Annotated in this window: 22 protein-coding genes; 12 read left to right on the forward strand and 10 right to left on the reverse strand. The window is 44.0% G+C overall.

Annotation, left to right across the window (positions count from 1 at the left end; translation table 11 throughout):
- Positions 1–476: carboxynorspermidine decarboxylase (locus GPUN_RS11745; RefSeq protein WP_040521061.1), on the forward strand; the 476-nt coding region annotated here is incomplete at its 5' end.
- Between the two features lie 140 nt (positions 477–616).
- On the opposite strand, the gene GPUN_RS11750 is transcribed toward GPUN_RS11745, so the two are convergent.
- From GPUN_RS11750 to folB, 4 genes are all read right to left on the reverse strand, one after another.
- Positions 617–979 (reverse strand): histidine triad nucleotide-binding protein, encoded by a 363-nt coding sequence (locus GPUN_RS11750; RefSeq protein WP_006007034.1) that lies wholly within the window; start codon positions 977–979, stop codon positions 617–619.
- A 99-nt stretch (positions 980–1,078) separates the two neighbouring features.
- Entirely contained in the window at positions 1,079–1,879 is an 801-nt protein-coding gene (locus GPUN_RS11755) for an undecaprenyl-diphosphate phosphatase (RefSeq protein ID WP_006007037.1), read from the reverse strand.
- The gene (gene folK / locus GPUN_RS11760; protein WP_040521064.1) at positions 1,876–2,403 is read right to left on the reverse strand and encodes a 2-amino-4-hydroxy-6-hydroxymethyldihydropteridine diphosphokinase; all 528 of its coding nucleotides are present in this window, start codon (positions 2,401–2,403) and stop codon (positions 1,876–1,878) included. The genes GPUN_RS11755 and folK overlap by 4 nt, the downstream gene beginning before the upstream one ends.
- Positions 2,400–2,753 carry a dihydroneopterin aldolase gene (gene folB, locus GPUN_RS11765; RefSeq protein WP_006007041.1) on the reverse strand — a complete coding sequence of 118 codons (354 nt, stop codon included), beginning with the start codon at positions 2,751–2,753 and terminating at the stop codon, positions 2,400–2,402. The genes folK and folB overlap by 4 nt, the downstream gene beginning before the upstream one ends.
- An 87-nt stretch (positions 2,754–2,840) precedes the next feature.
- Between folB and plsY the strand changes: the two genes are divergently transcribed.
- Positions 2,841–3,440, forward strand: coding sequence for a glycerol-3-phosphate 1-O-acyltransferase PlsY (gene plsY, locus GPUN_RS11770; RefSeq protein WP_006007043.1), 600 nt, complete (start codon positions 2,841–2,843; stop codon positions 3,438–3,440).
- Positions 3,441–3,454: 14 nt separating this feature from the next.
- Here the strand turns inward: plsY and tsaD are convergent, their stop codons facing one another.
- Entirely contained in the window at positions 3,455–4,468 is a 1,014-nt protein-coding gene (gene tsaD / locus GPUN_RS11775; protein ID WP_006007045.1) for a tRNA (adenosine(37)-N6)-threonylcarbamoyltransferase complex transferase subunit TsaD, read from the reverse strand.
- Positions 4,469–4,862: 394 nt separating this feature from the next.
- On the opposite strand from tsaD, the gene rpsU reads away from it, so the two are divergent.
- The 4 genes from rpsU (at position 4,863) to rpoD (ending at position 9,669) form a co-directional block, all read left to right on the forward strand.
- Positions 4,863–5,078, forward strand: coding sequence for a 30S ribosomal protein S21 (rpsU, locus tag GPUN_RS11780; protein ID WP_006007047.1), 216 nt, complete (start codon positions 4,863–4,865; stop codon positions 5,076–5,078).
- Positions 5,079–5,252: 174 nt separating this feature from the next.
- The gene (locus GPUN_RS11785; RefSeq protein ID WP_006007049.1) at positions 5,253–5,696 is read left to right on the forward strand and encodes a GatB/YqeY domain-containing protein; all 444 of its coding nucleotides are present in this window, start codon (positions 5,253–5,255) and stop codon (positions 5,694–5,696) included.
- A gap of 23 nt (positions 5,697–5,719) precedes the next feature.
- The gene (gene dnaG / locus GPUN_RS11790; protein ID WP_006007051.1) at positions 5,720–7,489 is read left to right on the forward strand and encodes a DNA primase; all 1,770 of its coding nucleotides are present in this window, start codon (positions 5,720–5,722) and stop codon (positions 7,487–7,489) included.
- Positions 7,490–7,842: 353 nt separating this feature from the next.
- Positions 7,843–9,669 carry an RNA polymerase sigma factor RpoD gene (rpoD, locus tag GPUN_RS11795; RefSeq protein ID WP_040521088.1) on the forward strand — a complete coding sequence of 609 codons (1,827 nt, stop codon included), beginning with the start codon at positions 7,843–7,845 and terminating at the stop codon, positions 9,667–9,669.
- Between the two features lie 264 nt (positions 9,670–9,933).
- Here rpoD and GPUN_RS11800 read toward each other — a convergent pair whose 3' ends face one another.
- Positions 9,934–13,050, reverse strand: coding sequence for an efflux RND transporter permease subunit (locus tag GPUN_RS11800; protein ID WP_006007055.1), 3,117 nt, complete (start codon positions 13,048–13,050; stop codon positions 9,934–9,936).
- The gene (locus tag GPUN_RS11805; RefSeq protein ID WP_006007057.1) at positions 13,050–14,048 is read right to left on the reverse strand and encodes an efflux RND transporter periplasmic adaptor subunit; all 999 of its coding nucleotides are present in this window, start codon (positions 14,046–14,048) and stop codon (positions 13,050–13,052) included. Before GPUN_RS11805 ends, GPUN_RS11800 begins: the two co-directional genes overlap by 1 nt.
- 326 nt (positions 14,049–14,374) lie before the next feature.
- Here GPUN_RS11805 and GPUN_RS13765 point away from each other — a divergent pair, with 326 nt between their 5' ends.
- Positions 14,375–14,764 carry a hypothetical protein gene (locus GPUN_RS13765; RefSeq protein WP_141567293.1) on the forward strand — a complete coding sequence of 130 codons (390 nt, stop codon included), beginning with the start codon at positions 14,375–14,377 and terminating at the stop codon, positions 14,762–14,764.
- A 220-nt stretch (positions 14,765–14,984) separates the two neighbouring features.
- Positions 14,985–16,742: an acyl-CoA dehydrogenase C-terminal domain-containing protein gene (locus tag GPUN_RS11815; RefSeq protein WP_006007061.1), complete on the forward strand. Its 1,758-nt coding sequence runs from the start codon at positions 14,985–14,987 to the stop codon at positions 16,740–16,742.
- 52 nt (positions 16,743–16,794) lie between these two features.
- Here the strand turns inward: GPUN_RS11815 and megL are convergent, their stop codons facing one another.
- Positions 16,795–18,093: a methionine gamma-lyase gene (megL, locus tag GPUN_RS11820; RefSeq protein WP_006007063.1), complete on the reverse strand. Its 1,299-nt coding sequence runs from the start codon at positions 18,091–18,093 to the stop codon at positions 16,795–16,797.
- 133 nt (positions 18,094–18,226) lie between these two features.
- Here megL and GPUN_RS11825 point away from each other — a divergent pair, with 133 nt between their 5' ends.
- Complete coding sequence (locus tag GPUN_RS11825; protein ID WP_006007065.1) at positions 18,227–18,691, forward strand: Lrp/AsnC family transcriptional regulator; 465 nt, start codon at positions 18,227–18,229, stop codon at positions 18,689–18,691.
- Positions 18,692–18,761: 70 nt separating this feature from the next.
- On the opposite strand, the gene GPUN_RS11830 is transcribed toward GPUN_RS11825, so the two are convergent.
- Complete coding sequence (locus GPUN_RS11830; RefSeq protein ID WP_006007067.1) at positions 18,762–19,262, reverse strand: GNAT family N-acetyltransferase; 501 nt, start codon at positions 19,260–19,262, stop codon at positions 18,762–18,764.
- A 187-nt stretch (positions 19,263–19,449) separates the two neighbouring features.
- On the opposite strand from GPUN_RS11830, the gene GPUN_RS11835 reads away from it, so the two are divergent.
- Positions 19,450–20,787 carry a magnesium transporter gene (locus GPUN_RS11835; RefSeq protein WP_006007069.1) on the forward strand — a complete coding sequence of 446 codons (1,338 nt, stop codon included), beginning with the start codon at positions 19,450–19,452 and terminating at the stop codon, positions 20,785–20,787.
- Between the two features lie 357 nt (positions 20,788–21,144).
- Here the strand turns inward: GPUN_RS11835 and GPUN_RS11840 are convergent, their stop codons facing one another.
- Complete coding sequence (locus GPUN_RS11840; protein WP_006007071.1) at positions 21,145–21,705, reverse strand: DUF3016 domain-containing protein; 561 nt, start codon at positions 21,703–21,705, stop codon at positions 21,145–21,147.
- Positions 21,706–22,249: 544 nt separating this feature from the next.
- Here GPUN_RS11840 and ccoG point away from each other — a divergent pair.
- Together ccoG and GPUN_RS11855 are read left to right on the forward strand one after the other, a co-directional pair.
- Entirely contained in the window at positions 22,250–23,686 is a 1,437-nt protein-coding gene (gene ccoG / locus GPUN_RS11850) for a cytochrome c oxidase accessory protein CcoG (RefSeq protein ID WP_040521072.1), read from the forward strand.
- Positions 23,679–24,665 carry a serine/threonine protein kinase gene (locus GPUN_RS11855; protein ID WP_006007075.1) on the forward strand — a complete coding sequence of 329 codons (987 nt, stop codon included), beginning with the start codon at positions 23,679–23,681 and terminating at the stop codon, positions 24,663–24,665. The genes ccoG and GPUN_RS11855 overlap by 8 nt, the downstream gene beginning before the upstream one ends.
- Positions 24,666–24,725: the final 60 nt, after the last annotated feature.

Genomic DNA, 24,725 nt, shown 5'->3' on the forward strand with positions numbered 1-24,725 from the left:
TTAGCACGCTTAAGGCGTTTAAAGTGAAGTATCCTAATCTGCGTATTATTATGGAGCCGGGTTCGGCAGTTGCTTGGCAGGCTGGTCCTCTAATAGCTGAAGTCGTCGACATTGTTGAGAACGGCCAGAAAATAGCTATTTTAGATATTTCCGCTACGGGACACATGCCCGACGTACTCGAGATGCCCTATCGACCGGCTGTTTATGGTTCAGGCTTGCCAAACGAAAAGGCATACACTTACAAGTTAGGCGGTAATTCGTGTTTAGCGGGTGATGTTATCGATGACTATAGCTTTGACCAACCCTTGAAAGCGGGCGACAGGCTTATTTTCGAAGATATGTTGCATTATACTATGGTAAAAACAACGTTTTTTAATGGCGTAGAACATCCCGCTATCGGAATATTACAAAGCAGCGGTGAGTTCAAACTTGTGAAGACTTTCACGTATGAAGATTTTAAAAATAGGCTTTCATAAAATAGCGCTAATCTTAAAATACAAGAAAGCCCAAGTTTTTAAGAGCTTGAGCTTTTTATTTTCGCATAGTGGATCACGGCGGTTCATTAGGAAGCTTACATGAGTCAAGCTAGGTATAATTGACAATGCTTAATGACTATTTAGTTCACTTTTAGATTTTCGGTATAAGGAGGCCAGCCTAAGGGCTTACCTGCTAATACATGCAGATGAATATGATAAACAGTTTGTCCACCGTGCTCATTGCAATTCATAACGGTTCTAAATCCGTGTTTATCTGCCCCAAGATCTTTTGCTACTTTTGCTGCAACACGATGCATATAGCCAACAAGCGCCTCATCTTCTTGGCTAATGTCATTAGCAGTGGCGATAGGCTTCTTTGGGATAACGAGAAAATGAATAGGTGCCTGCGGATTGATATCACGAAAAGCAAGCACACGTTCATCTTCAAATAAAATGTCGGCTGAAATTTCTTTTTCAATAATTTTTGTAAAGATTGTAGCCATGTTTCTATCCTTTATTTTCCGTTTAATTCGCGCCAAACTGGCGTAGGTCTTACATAAGAGATTTTAAAAATATTTGGATAATATTAAGCACTAATAAATTTAACTATACACAATGTAGAGCAGCACTGTACCTAAAATTAATCGATATATCACAAAAGGTAACATGCCTATTCTGGCAATCCAGCTTAAAAATAAATAGATGCATAAATAAGCGGCAACAAAAGAAAAGCCAGCACCATAAAATAACGCGCTCCAGTCAACTTGCGTTTTAAGGGCTAATAGGTCTATGGTAGCGAACAAGCCCGCGGCTAAAATAATGGGGATAGAGAGTAAAAACGAAAATCGAGCGGCACTTTCGCGGTTTAAACCTAACAGTAAACCAGCAGTCATCGTTATACCAGAGCGAGATGTACCAGGAATAATGGCAAGTGCTTGTGCGATACCAATAAGCACAGTGTCTTTAAAGGTGATGTGAACGGTAGTTTTAGTTTGCTTTGCCTTTATGTCGGCATACCATAGCAGCAGGCCAAACACGATAGTTGTAATGGCAATAACAAGGGCTGAGCGCGCATTTAGCTCAATCCAGTCTTTCATTAAAAAGCCAAAAAAACCGGCTGGAATAGTGCCGATGATTACCCACCAAGCGAGGCGCGAGTCGGTGCTTTGCGTTTTACTAAAACCATGGTTAAGCCAAGCCAAGGCTAAGCGCCAAATATCTTCGCGAAAATAAATCATAACCGCCAGCAAGCTACCTAAATGCACAGCCACGTCAAAGGCTAGGCCTTGATTACGCCAGCCTAAAATTTCTGCTGGTAAAATAAGATGCGCAGAGCTTGAAATAGGTAAAAACTCAGTCAATCCTTGAATAATGGCTAGAACAATTATTTCATAAATAGTCACTGCGCTTGTCCTTTGTATGTAAAGCCCGACGGCCACAATCGCTGATGTTTATTTTTGCTATGTAATAAAAACTCAGACCACAAAATAAGGTAAGATTTTTGCGTGGTAGGATGAATATGATTCGGCACAATTTCGGCCATAGGCTGCAGCACAAAGGCATTATATTCAATTTCGCCGCGCGGTAATTTTATTGGCGTGCTGGTGATGACGCTGTCAAAGGTCAGCAAATCTAGATCAAGCGTTCGATTGCCAAACTTTATGTCGCGTGTTCTGCCTTGTTTATCTTCAATGGCTTTTAAGCGCTGACAAACGCATTTGATGGACAACGAAGTACGTGCCAGCACGACTAAGTTATAAAAGTTGTTGCCGTTAAAACCAACCGATTCACTTTCAAAGACTGTGGATAACACCAGCTTGCCAAAGCTATTCTGCATGGCCTGTATTCCTAGCGTGGTGTTATGCTCCTTTTCAACATTAGAGCCTACGCTAATAAGAATTTCATGCTGCATAGATGCATCACTCATGCCCGATTTCGGACAATTTGTATGCCTACAGCAGTCACATTATCGAGAATGTCGGGCTTGTTGATAGTAAGACAAACAGACTGCGCGGTAAACTCATCTAAGAGCATTTTAGCCATGTGCTCACCTAAGGCTTCAAGTAGTTTATAGCTGGCAGTGTCGGCAATATCGGCCAGTCTGCCTGCAATTTTGCCATAGTCTAAGGTGTCATTTACGTTGTCGCTTTGACCGGCTTGGGCTAAGCAAGTCTGCAGCTCTATATCGATGATAACTCGCTGCTTGGCAAGGCGTTCAAAGTCGTAAACCCCAATTAGGGTATACAGTTGAAGCCCCTTTATATACACTTTGTCCATTCACACACTTTAGTCGATTACGCTGCGCGCAACCCTTGGTAGCTTTAATATTGGCGCATAGTGTATCCAACCTCATAGGTTAAGTACATGACTACATGGGTCGTTTTGCATATTGTTGGGGCATATTTGCTTGGCTCGATTTCAAGTGCGGTACTCGTAACAAGGCTATTTGTCGATGAAGATATACGCAAACAAGGCTCAGGTAACCCTGGCGCAACTAACGTACTAAGGGTAGCGGGTAAAAAAGCAGCGACTGCCGTGCTTGTTTTTGATGTGCTAAAAGGCACTGTTCCGGTGTACATAGGCTTTTTATTCGGCTATGAACCTATGGTGCTGAGCATTATCGCAATAAGCACTTGTCTTGGGCACATGTACCCCATTTTCTTTTCGTTTAAAGGCGGTAAGGCCGTTGCTACGGCATTAGGTGCAATAATGCCGTTAAACAGCTGGCTGGCTTTATGCGTACTAAGCACGTGGATTATCGTTTTTGCGATTACTAGAATTTCATCCATCGCCGCGATTGCAACACTTATTCTGGCACCTGTGTACGCCTACCTTTTTAAGCCCCAGTATACCCTTGCGGTGGCCATACTATGCTGTTTAATTATAATTAAGCACAAAAATAATATAGCGCGTATTTTAAGCAAGTCGGAAGAAAAAATACGCAAGCACAGTAGCAAAAAATAACATATAGCATATCGCTATACAGCGCTTAGCGTCTCCAGCGACCAGCGCGGCATTGCTTTACTGTCAAGCGCCGTGCTTTCGCCTGCGGCTAAGCGCATACAGCCAGCATAAGCAATCATAGCGCCGTTGTCGGTACAATATTCAAAACTTGGATAATACACTTCAAAACCATCCGTTTTACTCGCCTTCGCAAATTCATCGCGCAGCATTTTATTAGCCGCGACACCACCGGCCATTACAATGCGTTTAAGGCCTGTTTGCGCGAGCGCCCGGCGACATTTTATAAGTAAAGTGTCAACTACCGCTTCTTGAAATGCATAAGCGATATTGGCACGCGTTTGCATATCACACGGCTCACTTTTTATGGTGTTAGCGACAAACGTTTTTAGACCACTAAAACTCATATTAAGGCCTGGCTTATCGGTCATGGGCCTTGGGAACTTGTAAATACCCGTATGACCTTGCTCTGCTAGTTTAGCTAATAAAGGCCCGCCCGGATAATCAAGACCAAGTAGCTTAGCCGTTTTATCAAAAGCCTCACCCGCGGCGTCGTCTACTGATTCACCAAGCACTTCATAGCGACCAAGCCCCTGTACGTTTACCAACATACTGTGGCCTCCTGAAACAAGCAACGACAAAAATGGAAACGGTGGCTTTGGCTCATCTAACATTGGGGCTAACAAATGCCCTTCCATATGATGCACGCCTAAGGCCGGTACTTGCCAAGCATAGGCCAACGATTTCGCCATGGACGAGCCCACCAAAAGCGCGCCAATTAAGCCAGGACCACGAGTGTAGGCGATGCCACCAATATCTTTAGCGCTTAAATTAGCTTGTGCAAGCGTGGCTGTGACCAGCGGTACAATTTTACGTACGTGATCACGTGACGCTAATTCAGGCACTACACCGCCGTAGTCAGCGTGTAGCTTTACTTGGCTGTAAAGTTTATGCGCTAACAGACCTGTTTCATTATCGTATATTGCAATACCGGTTTCGTCGCAAGAAGTTTCAATGCCAAGTACTTTCATAAAAAAAGAGCTGCCTTTTGTTAATAGTAAAAGATATACCGCATAGTATAGTGTAAACTGTCTTCTAGCGTAAGTTTAGGCTGTTAATTTTAGTCTTATTTGATTGCGTTTTGGTATATCTTTTATGCTTTACATGGGCAGAAAAAGTACATCAATACACACGTGAATATAGACACCTTATTTAATTTACCGTTGAACTAGCCATATAAGTACTACACAAGCGCTAAAAAGCCCTGTTTATTCCATAAATTTCATGTTTTAGGCTTTACAAAGATTTAAATAAACAGTACTATTTCGCACCAATTTTTAGCCCGGGTCTCTAAATTGAAGAGTGGTTATTTTAATGTTAACCATACGCGCCCGGATGATTTAATTTCAAAGGTGAATATTTAACATGCCAATTGTGAAAGTAAGAGATAACGAACCGTTTGACATCGCACTAAGACGATTCAAACGTTCATGTGAAAAAGCCGGTGTATTGTCTGAAGTACGTCGTCGTGAGTATTTTGAGAAACCGACTTGGGAACGCAAGCGTAAGAAAGCTGCTGCCAAGAAGCGTCACATGAAAAAGTTAGCGCGTGATAATGCTCGTCGCATTAAGTTGTATTGATTAATACACATATGAATTGATTAAAAAAACGGGCGTCTAAATTAGACGCCCGTTTTAGTTTACGAGTATTATAAAAGTCGTTAATATTGTAAATAACGGTAGAGCCTTAGGTCGCATGCAGCTTTGTATCATAGCAATGCTATACTTCATTTAACTCAACAACAGGACACGACTATGTCACTACTAAACGAACTCAAAGAAGCACAAAAAGACGCCATGCGCAGTAAGGACAAACTTTCCTTGGGAACCATTAGAATGGCACTTGCGGCAGTCAAACAACGTGAAGTAGATGAGCGCATTGAGTTAAACGACACTGATATTTTGCAGATCTTAACCAAAATGGTCAAACAGCGCCAAGAGTCAATTGCCATGTTTGTAACAGGCAATCGTGAAGACTTGGCGCAAATAGAAAGGCAAGAAATAGAGGTGGTTCAACGCTTTTTACCAGCGCAGCTTGGCGCTGATGAAGTCAATGCCATTGTAGACGCCGCCATTGTAAGCACCAGTGCCAGCAGTATTAAAGATATGGGCAAAGTAATGGGCGTGGTAAAACCCCAGTTACAAGGTAGAGCCGACATGGGCGCAGTTAGCAGTATCATAAAGTCTAAACTCAACTAGCTAATACAGGGTAAGCGGGTAATATGGCCGGGCGCATTCCTTCAAGCTTTATTGACGATCTGATCGCGCGCAGCGATATAGTCGAGATTGTTGACAGCCGTGTAAAACTCAAAAAAGCAGGCCGTAACTATCAGGCCTGCTGCCCATTTCACAATGAAAAAACCCCCTCTTTCTCAGTTTCTCAAGAAAAACAATTTTATTATTGCTTTGGCTGCGGCGCTAAGGGCAATGCTATTAGCTTCATTATGGAGTATGAACGCTTAGATTTTGTTGAAGCGGTTGAGGATTTAGCCAAGCAGTATGGCCTAGAGGTGCCCCGCGAAAAAGGCGGTACGCCCTTAAAATCACAAGAACAGCGCAACGAACGCGAACAAGACTACGAGCTTATGGGCAAAGTGGCGCGATATTTTGAATATCAGCTAAAGCATCATAAAAACGCGCCGCAAATTATTGATTATTTAAAAAACAGGGGCTTAAGCGGCAAAGTTGTTAAGCATTGGGGAATAGGCTACGCGCCCCAAGAGTGGGACGCACTGCTAAGTAAATTTGGCAATGATGCACCCGCAGTAGAACGCTTGTTAGCCCTAAAAGTCGTTAACCAAAATGATAACAAACGCCGCTATGATTTTTTTCGCCATCGCGTCATGTTTCCCATTCATGACAAACGCGGCAGAGTAGTCGCCTTTGGCGGGCGTATTATAGATGACGAGGGACCCAAATACTTAAACTCGCCTGAAACGCGCATCTTTCATAAAAGCTATGAGCTTTACGGCTTGTATCAAAGCCGCCAAGCCAATCGCAAACTTGAGCGCTTAATGGTGGTTGAAGGTTATATGGATGTGGTCGCACTATCACAGTTTGGCATTGATTATTCAGTCGCGGCACTAGGTACGGCTACCACGCCTGACCACATCCAAACCTTGTTTAAGTCGACTAGCGAAGTGGTATGTTGCTATGACGGTGATCGCGCCGGGCGTGAAGCCGCGTGGCGTGCACTTGAAAACGCCCTGCCTTTTTTACAAGACGGTAAGATCATGAAGTTTTTGTTTCTCCCAGACGGCGAAGACCCCGATTCAATGGTAAGAAAGATAGGCAAAGAAGCGTTTGAAACGCTGATTAGTGAAGCGAAGCCTTTGTCAGGCTTCTTTTTTGATGCTTTAATTAAAAAACATTCTATTGCCTCTATTGAAGGCATGGCAGCTTTGAAAGCCGAAGCTATGCCTCTGATAAAACAAATTTTAGGCGAAAACCAGCGCACAATGATGATGGCACAGTTAAAAAAAGTCTGTAAAGAAGGCGATGGGCACGACTACGATGCGGACACCAAGCATGCTAACAAGCATCGCAAAATAAAGCGTACTGATTACAAATCGCCTGCAAATATTGTGCTTTCGCCATTACGAATGATAATAAGACTGCTGCTTGAATCACCTCGTTTGGCCAGCAGCGTGGACATTGTTAACCCACACTCATTAAGCGTTGATAAAATTTCAGGGCTTAGTATGCTGCTTGAAATATACGACTACTGTTTGCGCGTGCCTAACGCTAACACTGCCTCATTATTTGAGGCTTTTAGAGAGCACCCTCACATACATCATTTAAGTAAGTTATTTTCAGCGCCTATTGAAGATAACATAGATTTGGAAGCTGAGTATATTGCATGTTTCTCAACGCTGGTCAAATGGCAGGTTAACGCAAGGCTCGATGAGTTAATGGCGAAACAGGAGTTTGAACTACTAACGCAGGACGAAGTGAAGGAAATAACTGCATTACTTTTAGCCACCGATAGTTGAGCGTCATTATTTACTAAAGCGAAATGCATACATATATACAGACCTTCACGGGACGTGTTTTCAAAACACGAATGCCTTAGATCACTACATAGAAGTATTTCACAATATGAAACTTATAGTGAACTTTACACGGCTGTCTTAGTATTCATTTATAGTGGAATAACTAGCCCAACATATGCTAAAGTGGCGAGTTAGAGTTTATGGAAATATAGCAAGTTTGTTTTGTTACTTTTCGAAAATACCACGTTGTAGTAGCATTTGGTATTATTGTTACTGAAAATTAATAAAACAGGCGTAAGTTAACAAGGCCAATGAGCAGCCATGTTCAAGGTCAACTACGTTTAAGGTATAATGTGCAAAGTAAGCAGTCCCAGATAAAACTCCTGATTGCCAAGGGTAAAGAACAAGGTTACTTAACCTTTGCCGAAGTCAACGACCATCTTCCCGCTAATGTAGTGGATTCAGACCAAATTGAAGATATTATTCGCATGATAAACGACATGGGGATCAAGGTGTTTGAACAAGCACCCGATGCCGATGAATTATTAATGCAAGAAACCACCACCGACGAAGATGCCGCTGAAGCTGCAGCGCAGGCCCTTGCAACCGTCGAGAGCGAAATTGGCCGAACAACCGACCCGGTTCGCATGTACATGCGTGAGATGGGCACGGTAGAGCTATTAACACGTGAAGGCGAAATAGAAATTGCCAAGCGCATAGAAGAAGGCATTAATCAGGTGCAGTGCTCCGTTGCTGAGTACCCTGAGGCAATTACCTACTTGCTTGACCAATGGGACCTTTACGAAGCGGAAGAAATTAGACTAAGCGACATCATCATTGGCTTTATCGATCCTAACGAAGACGATGTAGCACCGTCCGCTACCAATGTCGGCTCTGAATTAGCCGATAGCGATCGAAACAAAGATAACAATGATGACGATGACGAAGAAGACGAAGAAGTCGACAATTCTGTTGATCCTGAGCTAGCACGCGAAAAGTTTGCGGCCCTTCGCGTTCAGTACGGCATTGCCCGCGACGTCATTGAATCAAAGGGTCGTTCTCACAAAGCTGCGCGCAAAGAAATTGCTGCACTAAGCGATGTATTCAAAGAGTTTCGCCTAATACCTAAGCAGTTCGACCGCATGGTCAAAAACATGCGCGGCATGATGGATCGCGTGCGTATTCAAGAACGCTTAGTGATGAAGTACTGCGTCATAAACGCAAAAATGCCCAGAAAAGATTTTATTAAAGCCTTCGCCGGCAACGAAACTTCTACCAAGTGGCTACACAAGTTACTTGAAGGCAAGCAAGACTATGTAGAACGCGTACTTGAGTTTAAAGAAGAGATTGAGCGCTGCGTCAGTAAAATGAACGCGGTTGAAAAAGAAACGGGTTTGGTTATTCCAGACATCAAAGACATCAATCGCCGCATGTCGATTGGCGAAGCAAAAGCGCGCCGTGCTAAAAAAGAAATGGTTGAAGCTAACCTGCGATTAGTAATCTCAATTGCCAAGAAATACACAAACCGTGGCTTACAGTTCTTAGATTTAATCCAAGAAGGCAATATCGGCTTGATGAAAGCGGTTGATAAATTTGAATATCGTCGTGGTTATAAGTTTTCTACTTACGCCACGTGGTGGATCAGGCAGGCTATTACACGCTCTATTGCCGACCAAGCACGCACCATCCGTATTCCGGTGCATATGATTGAAACGATTAACAAACTAAATCGTATCTCTCGTCAAATGCTACAAGAGATGGGGCGTGAGCCAACGCCTGAAGAACTCTCTGAACGCATGGTGATGCCAGAAGATAAGATCCGCAAGGTATTAAAGATTGCAAAAGAACCAATTTCAATGGAAACGCCTATTGGCGATGATGAAGACTCTCACTTAGGTGACTTCATTGAAGATGTGACTATTACGCAGCCTTTAGACTCCGCCACGGGCGGTAGCCTTAAAGACGCAACGCAGGAAGTACTAGCGGGTTTAACTGCTCGTGAAGCCAAAGTACTGCGCATGCGCTTTGGTATCGATATGAACACCGACCATACGCTAGAAGAAGTAGGCAAACAGTTTGATGTAACGCGTGAAAGAATTCGCCAAATAGAAGCTAAAGCATTAAGAAAGCTTCGCCACCCTAGCCGCTCTGAGCAACTCAAGAGTTTCTTAGACGATTAGAGCGTTATACCCTTACAAGTAAAAAAGCCAGAACAGTGTTCTGGCTTTTTTTTTTGCAGATGAACGATGAATTAAATTGATTGGCTCTGTCGGCAGTTCAGGTGCTATTGATGTTGTAATGCCACTTTACTATACTAAATTTTTGAAAGTATAATCGTTTTTCGTAGCCTTTATGTTATTCAAAAAAAAGGAACCAGTATTAACGTGCCACAAATGTATTGCAGATCAACACTGCCCCTTTTTTATTTACTTTTTTATTTTCTATTATAGCTGCTTACTTGGGCCTTTATCATTCGGCACTTCTTGCGTGAGCTGCTCTAGCTGCTTCGTACGCTTTAAGGGCGAACCTGTATTACGCGCTAAGTAAGAATAAGCGGTAGGTACAATAAATAGCGTCATAAATACACTGAACAAAACACCCGAGAAAATAACGGTGCCAATTACCGCGCGTGACTCAGCACCGGGGCCTGTGGCGAGCACCAAGGGCAATGCACTGAACAAGGTAGTGAAGGCTGTCATGACAATGGGGCGTAAGCGCATCATAGAGGCTTTTTTAATGGCTTCTTCAAACTCGGTCCCTGCGTCGCGCAGTTGATTGGTAAACTCTACAATTAAGATACCATTCTTAGCCGCTAATCCTATCAGCATTACCAAGCCAATTTGGCTGTAGATATTAATTGAAAACCCGGTTAAGTATAGGCCCAAATAAGCGCCAACGAGCGCTAACGGCACCGTGAGCATTATTACCAAAGGATGCACCCAACTTTCAAACTGTGCGGCTAGCACTAAGTACGTAATTGCTAAGGCTAAAGCGAAAATAAACACAAACGAAGAACCCGACTCTTGATAAAGCTGAGACTCGCCTTTGTAGTCAATCGACACTTCAGCGGGTAGCTCGGTAGCCACTATATTTTCTAAAAAGCTTAAGGCCTCTCCTACAGTGTAGCCGTCAGCTAAGTTTGCACTTATCGTAACCGCGCGCATTCTGTTGTATCTATTTAAGGTATCTGAAGTCGCTTGCTCGGTCACGTTGAGCAGATTGTCGAGCGGAATTAGCTGACCACTGCGATCACTTCGCACAAATATGTTGTCTATGCTACTGGGGCTTCGAAAATCGCCGTCGCGACCTTCTAAAATAACGTCATACTCTTGGCCTCTGTCCAAAAACGTCGACACGCGACGCTGGCCCAACATAGTCTCTAGCGTGCGCCCTATTTCGGAAATTGACACGCCTAAATCGGCAGCGCGCTCACGATCAATTTGCACCAGCAGTTGCGGCGAGGTTTCTTTGTAGTCTGAATCTATTCGCAGTAAATTAGGATTCTCAGACGCTTTATCTATTAAAATATCTCGCCACTGCACAAGCTCTTCGTAAGTGTTCCCCTGCAGTACAAACTGAACGGGTCGGCCTAAACCGCCGCCGCCTAATGCCGAACGCATAATAGCAAAGGCCCGCACATCAGGTAACTGGGATAATTTACCACTTACTTCATTCATTAGTTCAAAAGTAGAACGCTCTCTAGTCTCCCAATCAGCCATACCTACAATGGCAATACCTGCGCTGCCTCCAAAGCCAGGCGTACGTATGAGTACCCTAGTCACTTCGCCTGTGTCTCTGTACGGCAGGAGAATATCTTCGATTTGCTTGAGGTTACGCGAGTTGCTTTCATAACTGGCGCCTTCTTGAGCCTGCATAATTATAAAGAAATTGCCGCGGTCTTCACGTGGTACAAATTCTTCTGGAATTTTGCTTTGTAGCTGAACAACAACCGCAATACTGGCCACGATCAATAACAACATAACAAAGGGCTGTTTCATGGTTGTACCAAGAGACTTATAGTAACGCTCCTCTAAGCGTTTAAAGTTGGTGTCTACAAACACCCCAAAACCCGAAGTACGTTCACGTTTTTTAAGTATTTTAGAGGCTAACATTGGCGACAAGGTTAGCGCGGTAAAACTTGAAAACGCGACGGCTGCGGCAATGGCTATTGCAAACTCGCTGAACAAACGGCCTATGTTACCCTCTAAAAAGACTAAAGGCACAAACACCGAAATAAGCACAAGCGTTGTTGCTATGACTGCAAAACCTACTTCGCGCGCGCCTCTGTAGGCTGCTAAGATAGGCTCTTCGCCCATTTCAATACGCCGGTAAATATTTTCCAATACCACTATTGCATCGTCTACCACCAAGCCTATTGCCAATACCAATGCTAGCAGCGTGAGTAAATTGATAGAAAAACCCATGGTAAACATCACAATAAAAGCAGCCACTAATGATACAGGTACTGTGACAGCAGGAATTAACGTAGCGCGGATATTCCCTAAGAATAAGTAAATAACCACGACAACCATAAACATGGCGATGGCTAGGGTGTTATAAACTTCACTTATCGATTCAGCGATAAATACAGACGAATCGTAGCTGTTTACAATAAAAATATTATCAGGCAGTGTTTTTTCTATTTCGGCTATGGCCGCGCTCGCCGACTTCGCCACTTCAAGAGTATTGGCTTTGGATTGTTTAACAATCCCTAAGCCAATCATATTTACGCCATCACCTCTAAAATCGGTTTCGTCATCTTCAGCGGCTAACTCAACGACTGCAACGTCTGACAGCCTAACCAAAAAACCGTCAACCCCTGCCGCCACCGTGAGCTTGCCAAAATCTTCGGGTGATAAAAAACTGCGGGCCACGCGCACATCAAAATCTCGCTCTTGCGACTGTACTCGGCCAGCGGGTAATTCTACGTTTTCAGAACGAATAATACGTTCAACGTCGCCCACGGTGATACCGCGGGCCGCCATTGCGTTTCTATCTAACCACACTTTCATGGCGTAGGTGCGTCCGCCACCTAAAACAACCCGCGCTACACCGTCGGCAACAGACAAGCGATCGATAACGAAGCGATCAGCATAATCGGTTAATTCCATAGTGTTTAAGTTAGTGCTGCGCAAGTTGAACCACATAATAACGTCTTCATCTGAATTGGTTTTGGCCACTTCAGGTGGAAAAGCTTGGTCGGGTAGGTTATTAGCGGCTCTTGATATTCGCTCGCGTACGTCGTTGGAGGCGGCGTCTATATCACGGCTAAGGTTAAATTCAATGGTAATGCTAGAGCGTCCACTGCGGCTAGACGAAGAAATATTTTTTATACCTTCAATGCCACTTATACGCTCTTCAAGTAATTGGGTAATTCGGGTTTCTACAATTTCAGCCGAAGCACCCGGATAACTGGTGTTTATTGATACAATAGGGGGATCTATGTCGGGGTATTCACGCAGCGATAAAAAAGTAACTGCGACAATGCCGAACACTAACAACAAAAGGTTTACAACGGTCGCAAACACGGGCCGTTTTACCGCTAAGTCAGACAGTAGCATTACACATCTCCCTGAACATCAAGCACTTTCACACCAGAGCCGTCGCGCACTCTTAAGGTCCCCTGTACTATGACGGTTTGGCCCACTTCAATACCCGATACAATTTGGACCCAACCAGGCTTGCGCTCGCCAATTTCTACCTGGGTTTTTATGGCTTTGTTGTCACCGTTAACCACAAACACAAATTGCCTGTCGCCTTCAGGCACTATTGCACCTTCTGGCACCACTAGAGCATCGAGCACACGTTTTTCTAAATTCATTTGTAGCAGCATGCCCGGACGCAGCTTTAACTCGAGGTTAGGTATTTGCGCACGTACCTGGATTGAGCGGGTGCGAGGATCTATTCTTGAATCTATATTGGTTATTTTACCTACAAAGATTTCTCCTGGATAAGCAATTGAGGTAGACACTACACTTTGGCCATCTTGAATGCTGGCAAAATGGGTTTCAGAAATAGAAAAATCTACTTTCATAAGACTTAGGTCATCAAGTGTAGTGACGATATCGCCGGGGCGAACAAGGCTTCCTACACTCACTTGGCGCACCCCTAAACGGCCGCCAAAAGGTGCTGAAACCACAAGCTCTTGCAAGATAGCTTTGGCCACCTCACGCTGCGCTAAGATAGCTTCTACTTTCGAATCTTGTTCATCTAATAATTGCTGCGACGCTGCGCTTCGCTCGGCCAGTCCTTGTATACGTTGAAGCTGACGGCGTGCTTCTGTCAAATTGATATTAAGTTCGTTTAAGCGCGCTGTTTCAGCTCGGTTGCTAAGCTCTAGCAATGGCTGATTGGCCTTTACTAAATCGCCATCTTCAAACAATACTTTAGTCACTGTTTGTGCGCGCTGCGCAGTAATATTTACTGATTCATTCGCGGTTGCTGTACCTAAGGCCTCAACCACAATAGGGAAAGGTTGCTGGCTGGCCGCGTATACCACTACCGGCGTTTCACCTGTACCAAGCTGGCCCGGTTGTTCTTCTTGAGCAGGCCAGTTCATATAAACCAAAAATCCAACGAGAACAAAAACACCGATGAGGAGGGGAGATAACTTTACAAATCTTAACATAACACTCTCAAATGAACAGGCTCGCCTGCTGTTAACTAATTAATAGCTTGTGTAACGCCTATTGGCAATTTAGAGTACCAACTCTAATCCTTTAGTATAGTACGTAAGCGATGATAAATGGATGTAAATTAACAATTATATTAGTGCTTGCATTATTTGTGCTGTCTTGTCGTCAGCAGGAGTTTGCGCAGCCGAGCTGCCGGGTCAACGCAAATTTTTTATCCACCCATCAAGGCCCAGGCGCTTGCGTAATCAAAATGAACAATAAACTCTTAGTAACGCAATTAACATCGCGCTTATACGACCTGCCAATTGCGCAGCTATCATCAAATAACGAAGCGCGCTTCACCTCCTCGCAGTGTTTAGCGCATCAAGGGATGTGGCAGCAAACCGGCCTTAATGTTGAGGTTCAAAGCGTTGTGGGTGCACAAGCGGACGGAACTTGGCTATTTGGCTGCACTGTAAGCGCTGGTTTTGACGGCACTGAAGCCCCATTTGATGCACCGCCTTGGAGCAGCCCTAGCGTTGACAAGATTGCGTTTGTTGATCCATTTGAGATTGATGCACATCACTGGGCGCGCAAACGCCAGTTCACTATCGTTCGCGACGCCTTCATTTTGCGTGGCGTCCAAGCCGACAATAGGTGAAGAATACGGTACACATTATTATATTATTGCTAATACGTACTTAGACAATTAATCAATGCTACTGGTCTGACGAGGCTCAATCAGGTAAACTAATTTCATAATTCACTACTCAAGGTTAAGTGAAATCACAAGGTGCTTGGCAAAGACTTTGGATTGAATGACTGTATTCATGACCTACATATAGCACCTGCCCTGTAATTATGACGAATAGGAAACTAACATGCATCAATATCAAGCCCCTATGGCCGATTTTCAGTTTTTATTAAAAGAGTGGTTAAACTTAGACAGCCACTACTTAGCCATAGGCGCACAAGGTATGGACGCTGAGCTGGTTAGCGAAGTAATGACACAAGGTGCTAAATTTGCAGAGCAAGTTATTGCTCCGCTCAACCGAGAAGGTGATGAAATTGGCTGCAAACTTGAAAATGGCGCAGTAAGCACGCCGCCTGGCTTTGCAGCAGCCTACCAAGAATACGTAGGCAATGGCTGGAATGCAATGCTAGGCAACCCAGACTTCGATGGCCAAGATTTACCCTATACCGCCGCAGTGCCTATTCATGAAATGCTCAACTCGGCTAATTTAAGCTGGCGACTCACGACTATGCTCACTGAAAGTGCGGTGTTAGCGGTTGACAAACACGCTAGCGAAGCACTTAGGCAGCAGTATCTAGCCAAGCTTATTAGCGGCGAATGGACAGGCACCATGAACCTCACGGAGCCACAAGCCGGCAGTGATTTATCGCTGCTTACCACCAAAGCTGAGCCGCAAGATGATGGCACCTATGCAATCACAGGAAACAAAATTTTTATCACGGGCGGCGATCACGACTGGACCAGCAACATTGTTCACTTAGTGCTGGCCAGACTGCCCAAGGCTCCAGAAGGTGTTAAGGGCATTAGCTTGTTTTTAGTGCCTAAGTTTTTGCTAAACGAGCAAAACGAAGCCGCTGAAAAAAACAAGCTAGGTGTAGGCAGTATTGAAAAGAAAATGGGCATTAAAGCGAGTCCAACCTGCGTAATGAATTTTGATGGCGCTAAAGGCTGGCTAGTGGGCGAAGAAAACAAAGGCCTTGCCTGTATGTTTACTATGATGAATGACGCACGCTTTCAAGTAGGCATGCAGGGCTTAGGCACCTGCGAGGCGTCTTTTCAAGGAGCGCTTAGCTACGCCAAAGACCGCCTACAGTCAAGAAGCCCTAAAGGCCCACAGCAGCCCGATGCAAAAGCCGACTCAATTATGCACCAGCCTGATGTAAGAAGGATGCTGCTAACGCAAAAAGCCTTCACCGAAGGCTTGCGTGCGCTATCCTTGCTGTATGCACAGCAAATGGACATTGAAAAATATTGTAAAGACTACCGCAAGGCTCAAGCTCAGCAAATTCTGGCGTTTTTAACCCCTATTTGTAAAGGTTTCATGACCGATATTGCGACTGAGGTGACCAATATTGGTATTCAGGTATATGGCGGCCATGGCTATGTGCGCGAATGGGGCATGGAGCAATTAGCTCGCGACACCCGAATTGCACAGCTATATGAAGGCACTAACGGCATTCAAGCAGCCGACCTTATTGGCCGTAAATTAAGCCGCGACGGCGGCTTAATGTTGAACGCAACGGTAGAAATGCTGTCAGCTAGTATCAACAGTATGTCGAATAAAAAACAGCTAGAGCAGGCGCAAATGTTACTGCATGAATGGCATCAAATATCGGCCAAATTAATTCATGTTGATGCCTTAGACGCGGCTGGCGCAGCTACTGATTATTTGCATTACAGTGGCTACGTACTATTGGGCATACTGTGGCTACAAATGGCCGACGCCGCTAAAAAATCTGCAAACCCTAAAATTAAAGCAGGCAAACCTGCTACCTGCGAATTTTACATAAAACGTATTTTGCCGCGTAAAGAAGCGCATCGATCAGTTCTGTTAAGTTCAGCCTCTGATTTAATGTCGCTCTCAGATGAAGCGTTTGATTATTAGGCTTACTTAATCCATATTCAGTGCTTTATAGTTTAGCACTTATATACACTATTTACGCTAAGGGCGCTGATGCTGCGTCAGAGATTGGGTGCAATAGGGCCGCTAAGCCCTGCGCCAAATCATCCACAATGTCATCAACCGACTCTAAGCCCACCGACAACCTAACTAAATTATCACTTATGCCATGCACCAAGCGCTCTTTATCATTATATGCGCTGTGGGTCATGCTGGCCGGATGTTGAATCAAGCTTTCAGCATCGCCTAGGGATACTGCGCACTGAATCATTTTCAATTCGTTCATTAACTGCTTACCGGCGGCCATCCCGCCTTTTAACTCAAACGCAATCATTCCCCCAAACATCTTCATTTGCTTAAGCGCTAGGGCATGTTGATCAAAATTAGGTAAGCCAGGATAGTACACTACTGAAACCTGCGGGCATTTATCTAAAAATTGAGCCACGATGAGGGCCGAGCGCGAATGCTGCTGCATTCTTAATTCAAGCGTCTTTAATCCTCTTAGCACCAGCATGGCCGTAAAAGGAGACATGCAAGCACCGGTCATATCCTTTACCCCTTCTAAGCGAATTTGGTCAACCATGGCTTTGCGACCTACCAGTACGCCGGCAATTAAATCGCCATGACCGCCCAAATATTTGGTTGCTGAGTGCACCACAATGTCAGCGCCCAGCTCAATCGGCCGAGTAATAAGCGGGCTGGCATAGGTATTATCAACCACCGATATAATATTGTGCGCTGTGGACAGCGCCGACACTGCCTCAATGTCTATTAAGCGCATGTTCGGATTAGCTGGTGTTTCATAATAAATCACTTTGGTATTTGGCCTAATAGCGGCGCGTAAAAGCGCAATATCGGTTAAATCAATGTGGGTGACGCTTACCCCAAACTTGGCTAATCCTTTGTGTAAAAAAGCGTAAGTGCAGCCGTATAAAGTCTTATCCACAATAATTTCGTCGCCAGCTGCTAACAAGGTCCATAAAGTTGAGGTAATTGCGCTTATGCCAGACGCCACGGCTAAGCCTGCTTCTGCTTTTTCCAAGCAAGCTATACGCTCTTCTAATACCGTTAAAGTAGGGTTTGATACTCGTGAGTAAAAATGACCTTCCTGCTCACCTGAAAATAAGTCTGCGCCGTGCTGTGCATTTTCGAAAGTAAACGTTGAGCTAAAATGTACAGGCGGATTCAGGGCCCCCTGATGTTGTCGGGCGCAATAGCCATGGTGAATAGCTTGCGTTGCGAACCCTAAGTTCTGTCGTTGTTGATGCTTGCTTGGCAGATCGCCACGATGTTTACTTTGATTATCTGTTGTTGGATGATGTAATAGACTTTTCATTTTTTATTCACTTTTAACGACTTATTAACCTACACATAATATGCTAACTCGTGCGCAATTTTCTTGCGAATAGTGTCGATAGTGCTATCTTTATTGGCATATATTCATTAAATTAATAAAAATCACGCAACTTATGGATAAAACAGATCGCAACATCATTCGAGCCTTGCAAAAAAATGCTCGCATGACCAATCAAGAACTTGCCGACACCGTCAATCTGTCGCCTTCCCCTTGTTTAAGGCGAGTGAGAGCGCTAGAACAGCAAGGTATTATAAGAGCATATACACTAGAGATAGACAACGAAGCCTTTGGTTTACCTGTAACCGTATTTGTGCGCGTGCAGTTAGAAAAGCACACACAAGAAGTGGTGGCCCATTTTGAAGCGCAAATTAAAGAGCAGAAAAATGTACTTGAGTGCTTTGTTATGACTGGCCGGGCCGACTACTTGCTTAAAGTGGTGGTTAAAGATTTGCACGACTATGAACATTTTGTGCGCCATAGCCTGCATTCAATTGGCTGTATAGCTTCTATCGACACCAGCTTCGCCTATGGCGTGGTGAAAAAAACCACTTTACTGCCTGATCACCACATTGTATAAATGCGTCTGCTGCACTTATGGAAGCAGTAGCGCTTTAGTATCAAAAAGCGCACTTTAAGCTATATCAAATTCAGGTGATATATTTTTGCCAAAACATAGCATTACCCAATTCAGGGTTAAGTTGGTAAGCGCTAAATCCTGATTTTTCATAGGCACGAATAGCCGATTTATTTCCTTGCAGCACTTCGAGAGTCAATTTACTACAGCCTAATAGCAACGCTACCTCTTGGATACCTTTGAGTAAAAACTGGCTCACATCTTGTCCTCGCTGATCACTGTTGACCGCAAAATCGTGAATATTCATGACCCCTTTGCCTGCAAACGTAGAGAAACTTTCTATACAATTTGCAAAAGCAACAGGCTGCTCATCTTTAAACACTAAAAAAGAATGCATATAGGATCTTGTGGCCAAAGCATGCGGCAGTGATTGCATGACATGCTCACTTATAGCCTCGCCGCCGCCCATAGGATCTTTTGCATACAGCTGCAGCAAAGTAAGCAGATGCGCCATATGTATTTGCTTACTATAATCCACTTTTACAAAGGTGAGGGTATTGTTCATCTTGGTCATTAGTTATCATTTTTAGGTTTTTTAGTAGTTAAAAGTACCTGAATTGGAAGGCACCATCAACTTATGGTAACAAATCTGCTTAAGATTATTTTATGCAAAGACTATTACATTTAGCCTAAACACACTAATATAAGCAATTATAAGCAATCAGCTACTAACCAAGAACCCAACTATTCACTGAGTAACTATGGCGGATCAACTTCCTAATTTGATTGAAGAGGTCGTCGCATGTGACGATCTTTTACAAGACACAGGCATCGCTAATAGCATCGCCGCATCCGATCCGGAAAGCTTGGCATTATTGCTTGAATCGGTGCCATTAGAGCCTCGCTTAATAAGCTGGCAGCAAGTACCTAATGCCAAAAAACTAGATGTTTTAGTCGAAATGCGCGGCGATCCTCGCACCACCGTAATAGAATCAACGCCCAAAGAAGAATGGGAGATTATATTTCAAAATGTAGACGCCGAGCAACTGCTTGAAATATCTGATACGCTACCCAGTGATTTGCTAGAAATTGCCTTAGCCGCCATGGGCAAGCAGCAGCGGCAGTTTTTCCAAGACGCTAGCCAGTATAAAGATGAACAAATAGGACATTGGCTTAACCATGAACTTTTGGTGCTGCCAACTAATGCCAAAGTGCGCGATGGACTGCGCCTGTTAAGGCGAGAGCTACCCGACACCACCGAGTGCATATTTTTACTAAACCGCGCAGGTCAGTTCTCTGCCGCAGTAAAATTAAGCTCATTGTTTGGTGAACCCGACCACCTGCCATTAGTGGATTTATCTGAAGACTATATTAGTGTCGTAAAAGCCGACCAAGACGCGGTACAAGCAGCCCGTGAAGTGCAAACTAGCGGATATATATCACTCCCTGTGGTTGACGACGGCAACAAACTGTTGGGCAGAGTAGACATTGTGACCGCCTGTGAACTGGTTAATGAAAACTATGAACGTCAAATCATGTCCTCGGCGGGCATGGATGAAGACGAGGATTTATTCTCGTCGGTGCCAACGAGTGCAAAAAAACGCGCAATTTGGCTGGGTATTAACCTCATGACGGCGTTTTTAGCCTCATGGTTTATTGGTTTATTTGAAGCAACCTTGCAAGAAGTTGTTGCACTGGCAATCCTTATGCCGGTTGTGGCCAGCATGGGCGGCATTGCAGGAAGTCAAACCTTAACCCTCATTGTGCGTGGGTTAGCATTAGGGCAGGTGACCAAAAGTAACCGCAAGGCTTTGCTTGATAAAGAGCTTAAAGTCGGCATATTAAACGGCTTTATTTGGGCTTTTGTGGTCGGCGCTATCGCCTACTTGTGGTTTGACAGCAGTTTGCTGGGCGTGGTGATAGGCATTGCTATTTTGTTGAATATTATTGCCGCGGCTATCACCGGGGTAATTCTACCACTTATCTTGTCGCGCTTGAAAATCGACCCGGCGTTGTCTGGCTCTGTCATACTGACCACGGTGACCGATATTGTTGGCTTTGTTGCGTTCTTGGGTTTAGGCAGTATATTTCTGCTATAAAGTATCCATTAGAGGCAGAACTAGCGCTTACAATCAGGCGATAATCAGTGAAGTTTGCGATACCGTCGTTATTCACATCACCCGGCATACGGGTTAAGGTTGCCTTGATACTGATAAACTCTGTTTGCTACTCAAATCGAAGTCTTTGTTACCGCGAATCGAGTTAACTGAAATATCGGCCGGATGCAAGTGATGTGTATCAGTAAACGCTATTTCAGAACAACTACCAAGACAGCGGCTGCTCTGCCACGTTTGCTCCCTATTCCAATTATCGGGCTTAATACTTTGTAGACCACTGGCGTTGCCGAAATGAACTTAATTTCAGCAGGAGCTTTTTAGTGAGTTTTTACACTGTGATCAAGCCTTGTCTTCAACAATACTCTTAGCGAACCAGTCGCTTAGCATTCTCTTTTCATACTCAAAGGGTTTGTTTCGTCCCGAAATGCCAATTCCGTTTAAATAGCTCATGTCTTTTAAATTAACCTCTTCACTCTTAATTACTGTGCCGTCTGCATCAACTAGTTCATAGCTAAATTCAATGCGCGGAATATCAATGTTTCGCATTACCCGTATATCTTGCATGGAGTTTGAAAACCCCACAAAAGATGCTGGTTCGATTCGTCCAGCTAAATCGACATTGGTTACGGTCACGTTTAAGGTTTGCCCTGCTGGTAAATCTTCTGCCAGTTCGTCAATGTGTTTTTCTAATTGAGTAAAAACATGCCGACGAAACTTTGTACGTGAGGAATTCGCATCTCTTACATCGGTATACGACTTAGGCTCTACCCACGTTACCGACACTCTTTGCAGCTCATTGTCGCTGATATAAACGTCTTCGCTTTTTTCTTTAGCACTTGCCGATAACGGCAGGCTTAAAGATAGTGCAGCTGCAGCACAAAGACTAATGTAAGTGTTCATACGTAATCCTTTGTTAAGGTGTAAAAATATGTCGTTGAGACCAAAAGAATAAGGTTTCAAGCGCTATCGTTGCAAACGTTGACATTACTTTAGAGATCCGAGTCTGGTAAAAGTTCAGCGCTTTTAGTTTCTGCACCAAATTTATGTAAGCTTGAGCCAAAGATATACGGATTTTTATCTTTTTGTACGCAATATAATATATAAAATAATAAATAAAACCGCTTGATAGATTCAACTGAATCAGTTGCCTCAATATGTAGGCGACCTGATGCGGTATTGAGGCCATGTTGTTGCGCATGAAGCGGTCACGTAAAGCCATAGTTTTGCTGCGCGCAGTCGCCTCTATTACCTTGTTATACCAAGAAACGAGGGTAACTGAGACGTCCCCAAAGAAATTTTTCGCAAAATCAGAGCGCAATATGACAATCAGGATGATTATTTGAATAATGGTGGAGTAATAGTTTGATCTCAGTTGACTTTTGTAATCTAGTTTTTGATATACTAAAGGCTAGCGTTAATGTATGGGTAAAATAGGCTGTATAGCATGTCTGAAAGAATTCGAGTGAAAGATATCACACCAGTGAAAATTGAGAAGCCAACGGTAGAGATAACAAAACCAAGCTACTCAGCTCGAAGTAGGATTTATGTGCGTTCAGTGAAGGGCATGTTAGAAACAATTAGGCGTGTTTTTGGCTTTGTGTTCTTAGGTATATTTGCCATTGCCCCATGGATCCAATTTCGAGGCCAACAGGCAATTTTGTTCGATTTAGCCGAGCAGCGTTTTAATATCTTTACCCTTACCCTTTGGCCACAAGATTTAACCATTTTAGCCTATATCATTATTGTCTCTGCCTTTGCATTATTTTTTGTGACCACCTTTGCAGGTCGTGTCTGGTGTGGGTTTATGTGTCCGCAAACCACCTGGACATGGATTTACATTTGGTTTGAAGAAAAGATTGAAGGTACACGTAACAAGCGAATAAAGCTTGATGAACGTAAAATGGACGCCGACAAGCTAACGCGAAAAGGCTTAAAACACTTCGCTTGGGTGAGCGTAGCGCTGTTAACCGCGCTAACATTCGTTGGCTACTTCGTGCCTATAAATGAGCTTTTCATCGATTTCTTCACCTTTAACACCACGTTTTGGGTAGCTTTCTGGGTTATATTTTTTACCGCGTGCACCTATGGTAACGCAGGCTACATGCGCGAAATAATGTGCACTCACATATGCCCATACGCACGCTTTCAGTCTGCTATGTTTGACAAAGACACCTACACAGTATCGTATGACGCAACTAGAGGAGAACAGCGCGGTCCGCGTTCGCTCAAGTTAAGCCCCGATGAAGTACATAAAAAAGGCCTTGGCGACTGCATAGACTGCAACTTATGTGTACAGGTTTGTCCCACCGGCATCGATATTCGTAACGGTCTGCAGTACGAATGTATTAACTGCGGTGCATGTGTAGATGCTTGTAACGGCGTGATGGATAAAATGGGCTATGAAAAAGGCCTAATTAGGTTTACCTCCGAGCATCAGCTTGCCGGCGGCGTAACAAAAGTAATGCGTCCTAAACTCATCGGTTACGCGGTTGTACTAGTACTTATGAGCGCATTGTTAGTATATGATATTGTGTCAAGAGCACCTCTTGACGTAGATATTATTCGCGACCGTAATTCACTTTTCAGAGAAACCAACGAAGGCTTAATTGAGAACGTATACACTTTAAAAATCCTCAATAAAAGTCAGTTAGCGCAAACATATAGCGTGGAAGTGCTTGGCTTAACTCAGCCTAAATTTATTGGCAACAGCAGCGTTACGGTGAAAGGCGGCGGCGTATACACCTTGCCTATTAGTGTGGCGGTAAACCCTAATAACCTTGAAGAAGGCACGCAAAGGATTTACTTCAAAGTGACCACGTCGGTTGACGGTGACATAGTGGAAGTAAAAGAACGCAGCACATTTATTTTCACCGGTGTCTGACTTTACCTTTGAGGGACTTACCCCGGCGTTAATTTTAGATGCCATTGAAAGCCTAGATATATATGTGAGCTCTGGGCTACTGGCGCTTAATAGCTACGAAAACAGAGTGTATCAATTCGTCACTGAAGATCACGGCCGCATGGTGGTTAAGTTTTACCGGCCTAATCGTTGGTCTACCGCACAAATACTTGAAGAGCATGAGTTCTCACTTGAGCTGCACGCCCTTGGTTTGCCCATTGTTGCACCCCTTAAGTTTAACGGGGAAAGTTTACATACCTTTTGCGGCTATCGTTTTGCCTTATTTTTGTCAATGGGTGGGCGTGAGTTTGAAGTAGACAACTTAGAACAGCTTGAAGGCATGGGCAGTTTAATTGGGCAAATTCATGCGAAAAGTGCCAAAAAGTCGTTTACGCATCGCTTGGGAATAAGTGTCGCTGAGTTCTTGCATGATCCGGCTCACGCGCTCAAGCACAGTGAACTTGTGCCCTTTCACCTTCACCTGCCGTTTTTCACTATTTTGGAACAGGTTTGCACCCTTGCTGAATCAAAATACACAGCTGCGGTTGCCAACATTACTCAAATTCGCCTACACGGCGATTGCCATCCCAGCAATATTTTATGGCGCGATGGCCCAATATTCGTTGATTTAGATGACTGCCGCACCGGCCCCGCTATTCAAGATTTGTGGATGATGCTCGCAGGCGATATTAATCAACAGCAAATACAGTTAGAGACATTAATTAACGCGTATAAGAAATTTACGCCCTTCAACCCAAGTGAACTTGCCTTAATAGAGCCATTACGCGCCATGCGAATGGTGCATTACATGGCTTGGCTGTCAAAACGCTGGGAAGATCCGGCTTTTCCGCGCGCCTTTCCTTGGTTTGGAGAAGACAAGTATTGGGAAAATCAGATACTCTCGCTAAAAGAGCAGTTCTCGGCGCTGCAGCAGCCTTCTATTCATTTGCCTTCATTTTAATATATCTTCGTATCAAAATGCCTTACTATCGTAGTTAATTCTTTACCAATGTATACGTCA

It is taken from the genome of Glaciecola punicea ACAM 611 (assembly GCF_000252165.1).
Taxonomy (GTDB): domain Bacteria; phylum Pseudomonadota; class Gammaproteobacteria; order Enterobacterales; family Alteromonadaceae; genus Glaciecola; species Glaciecola punicea.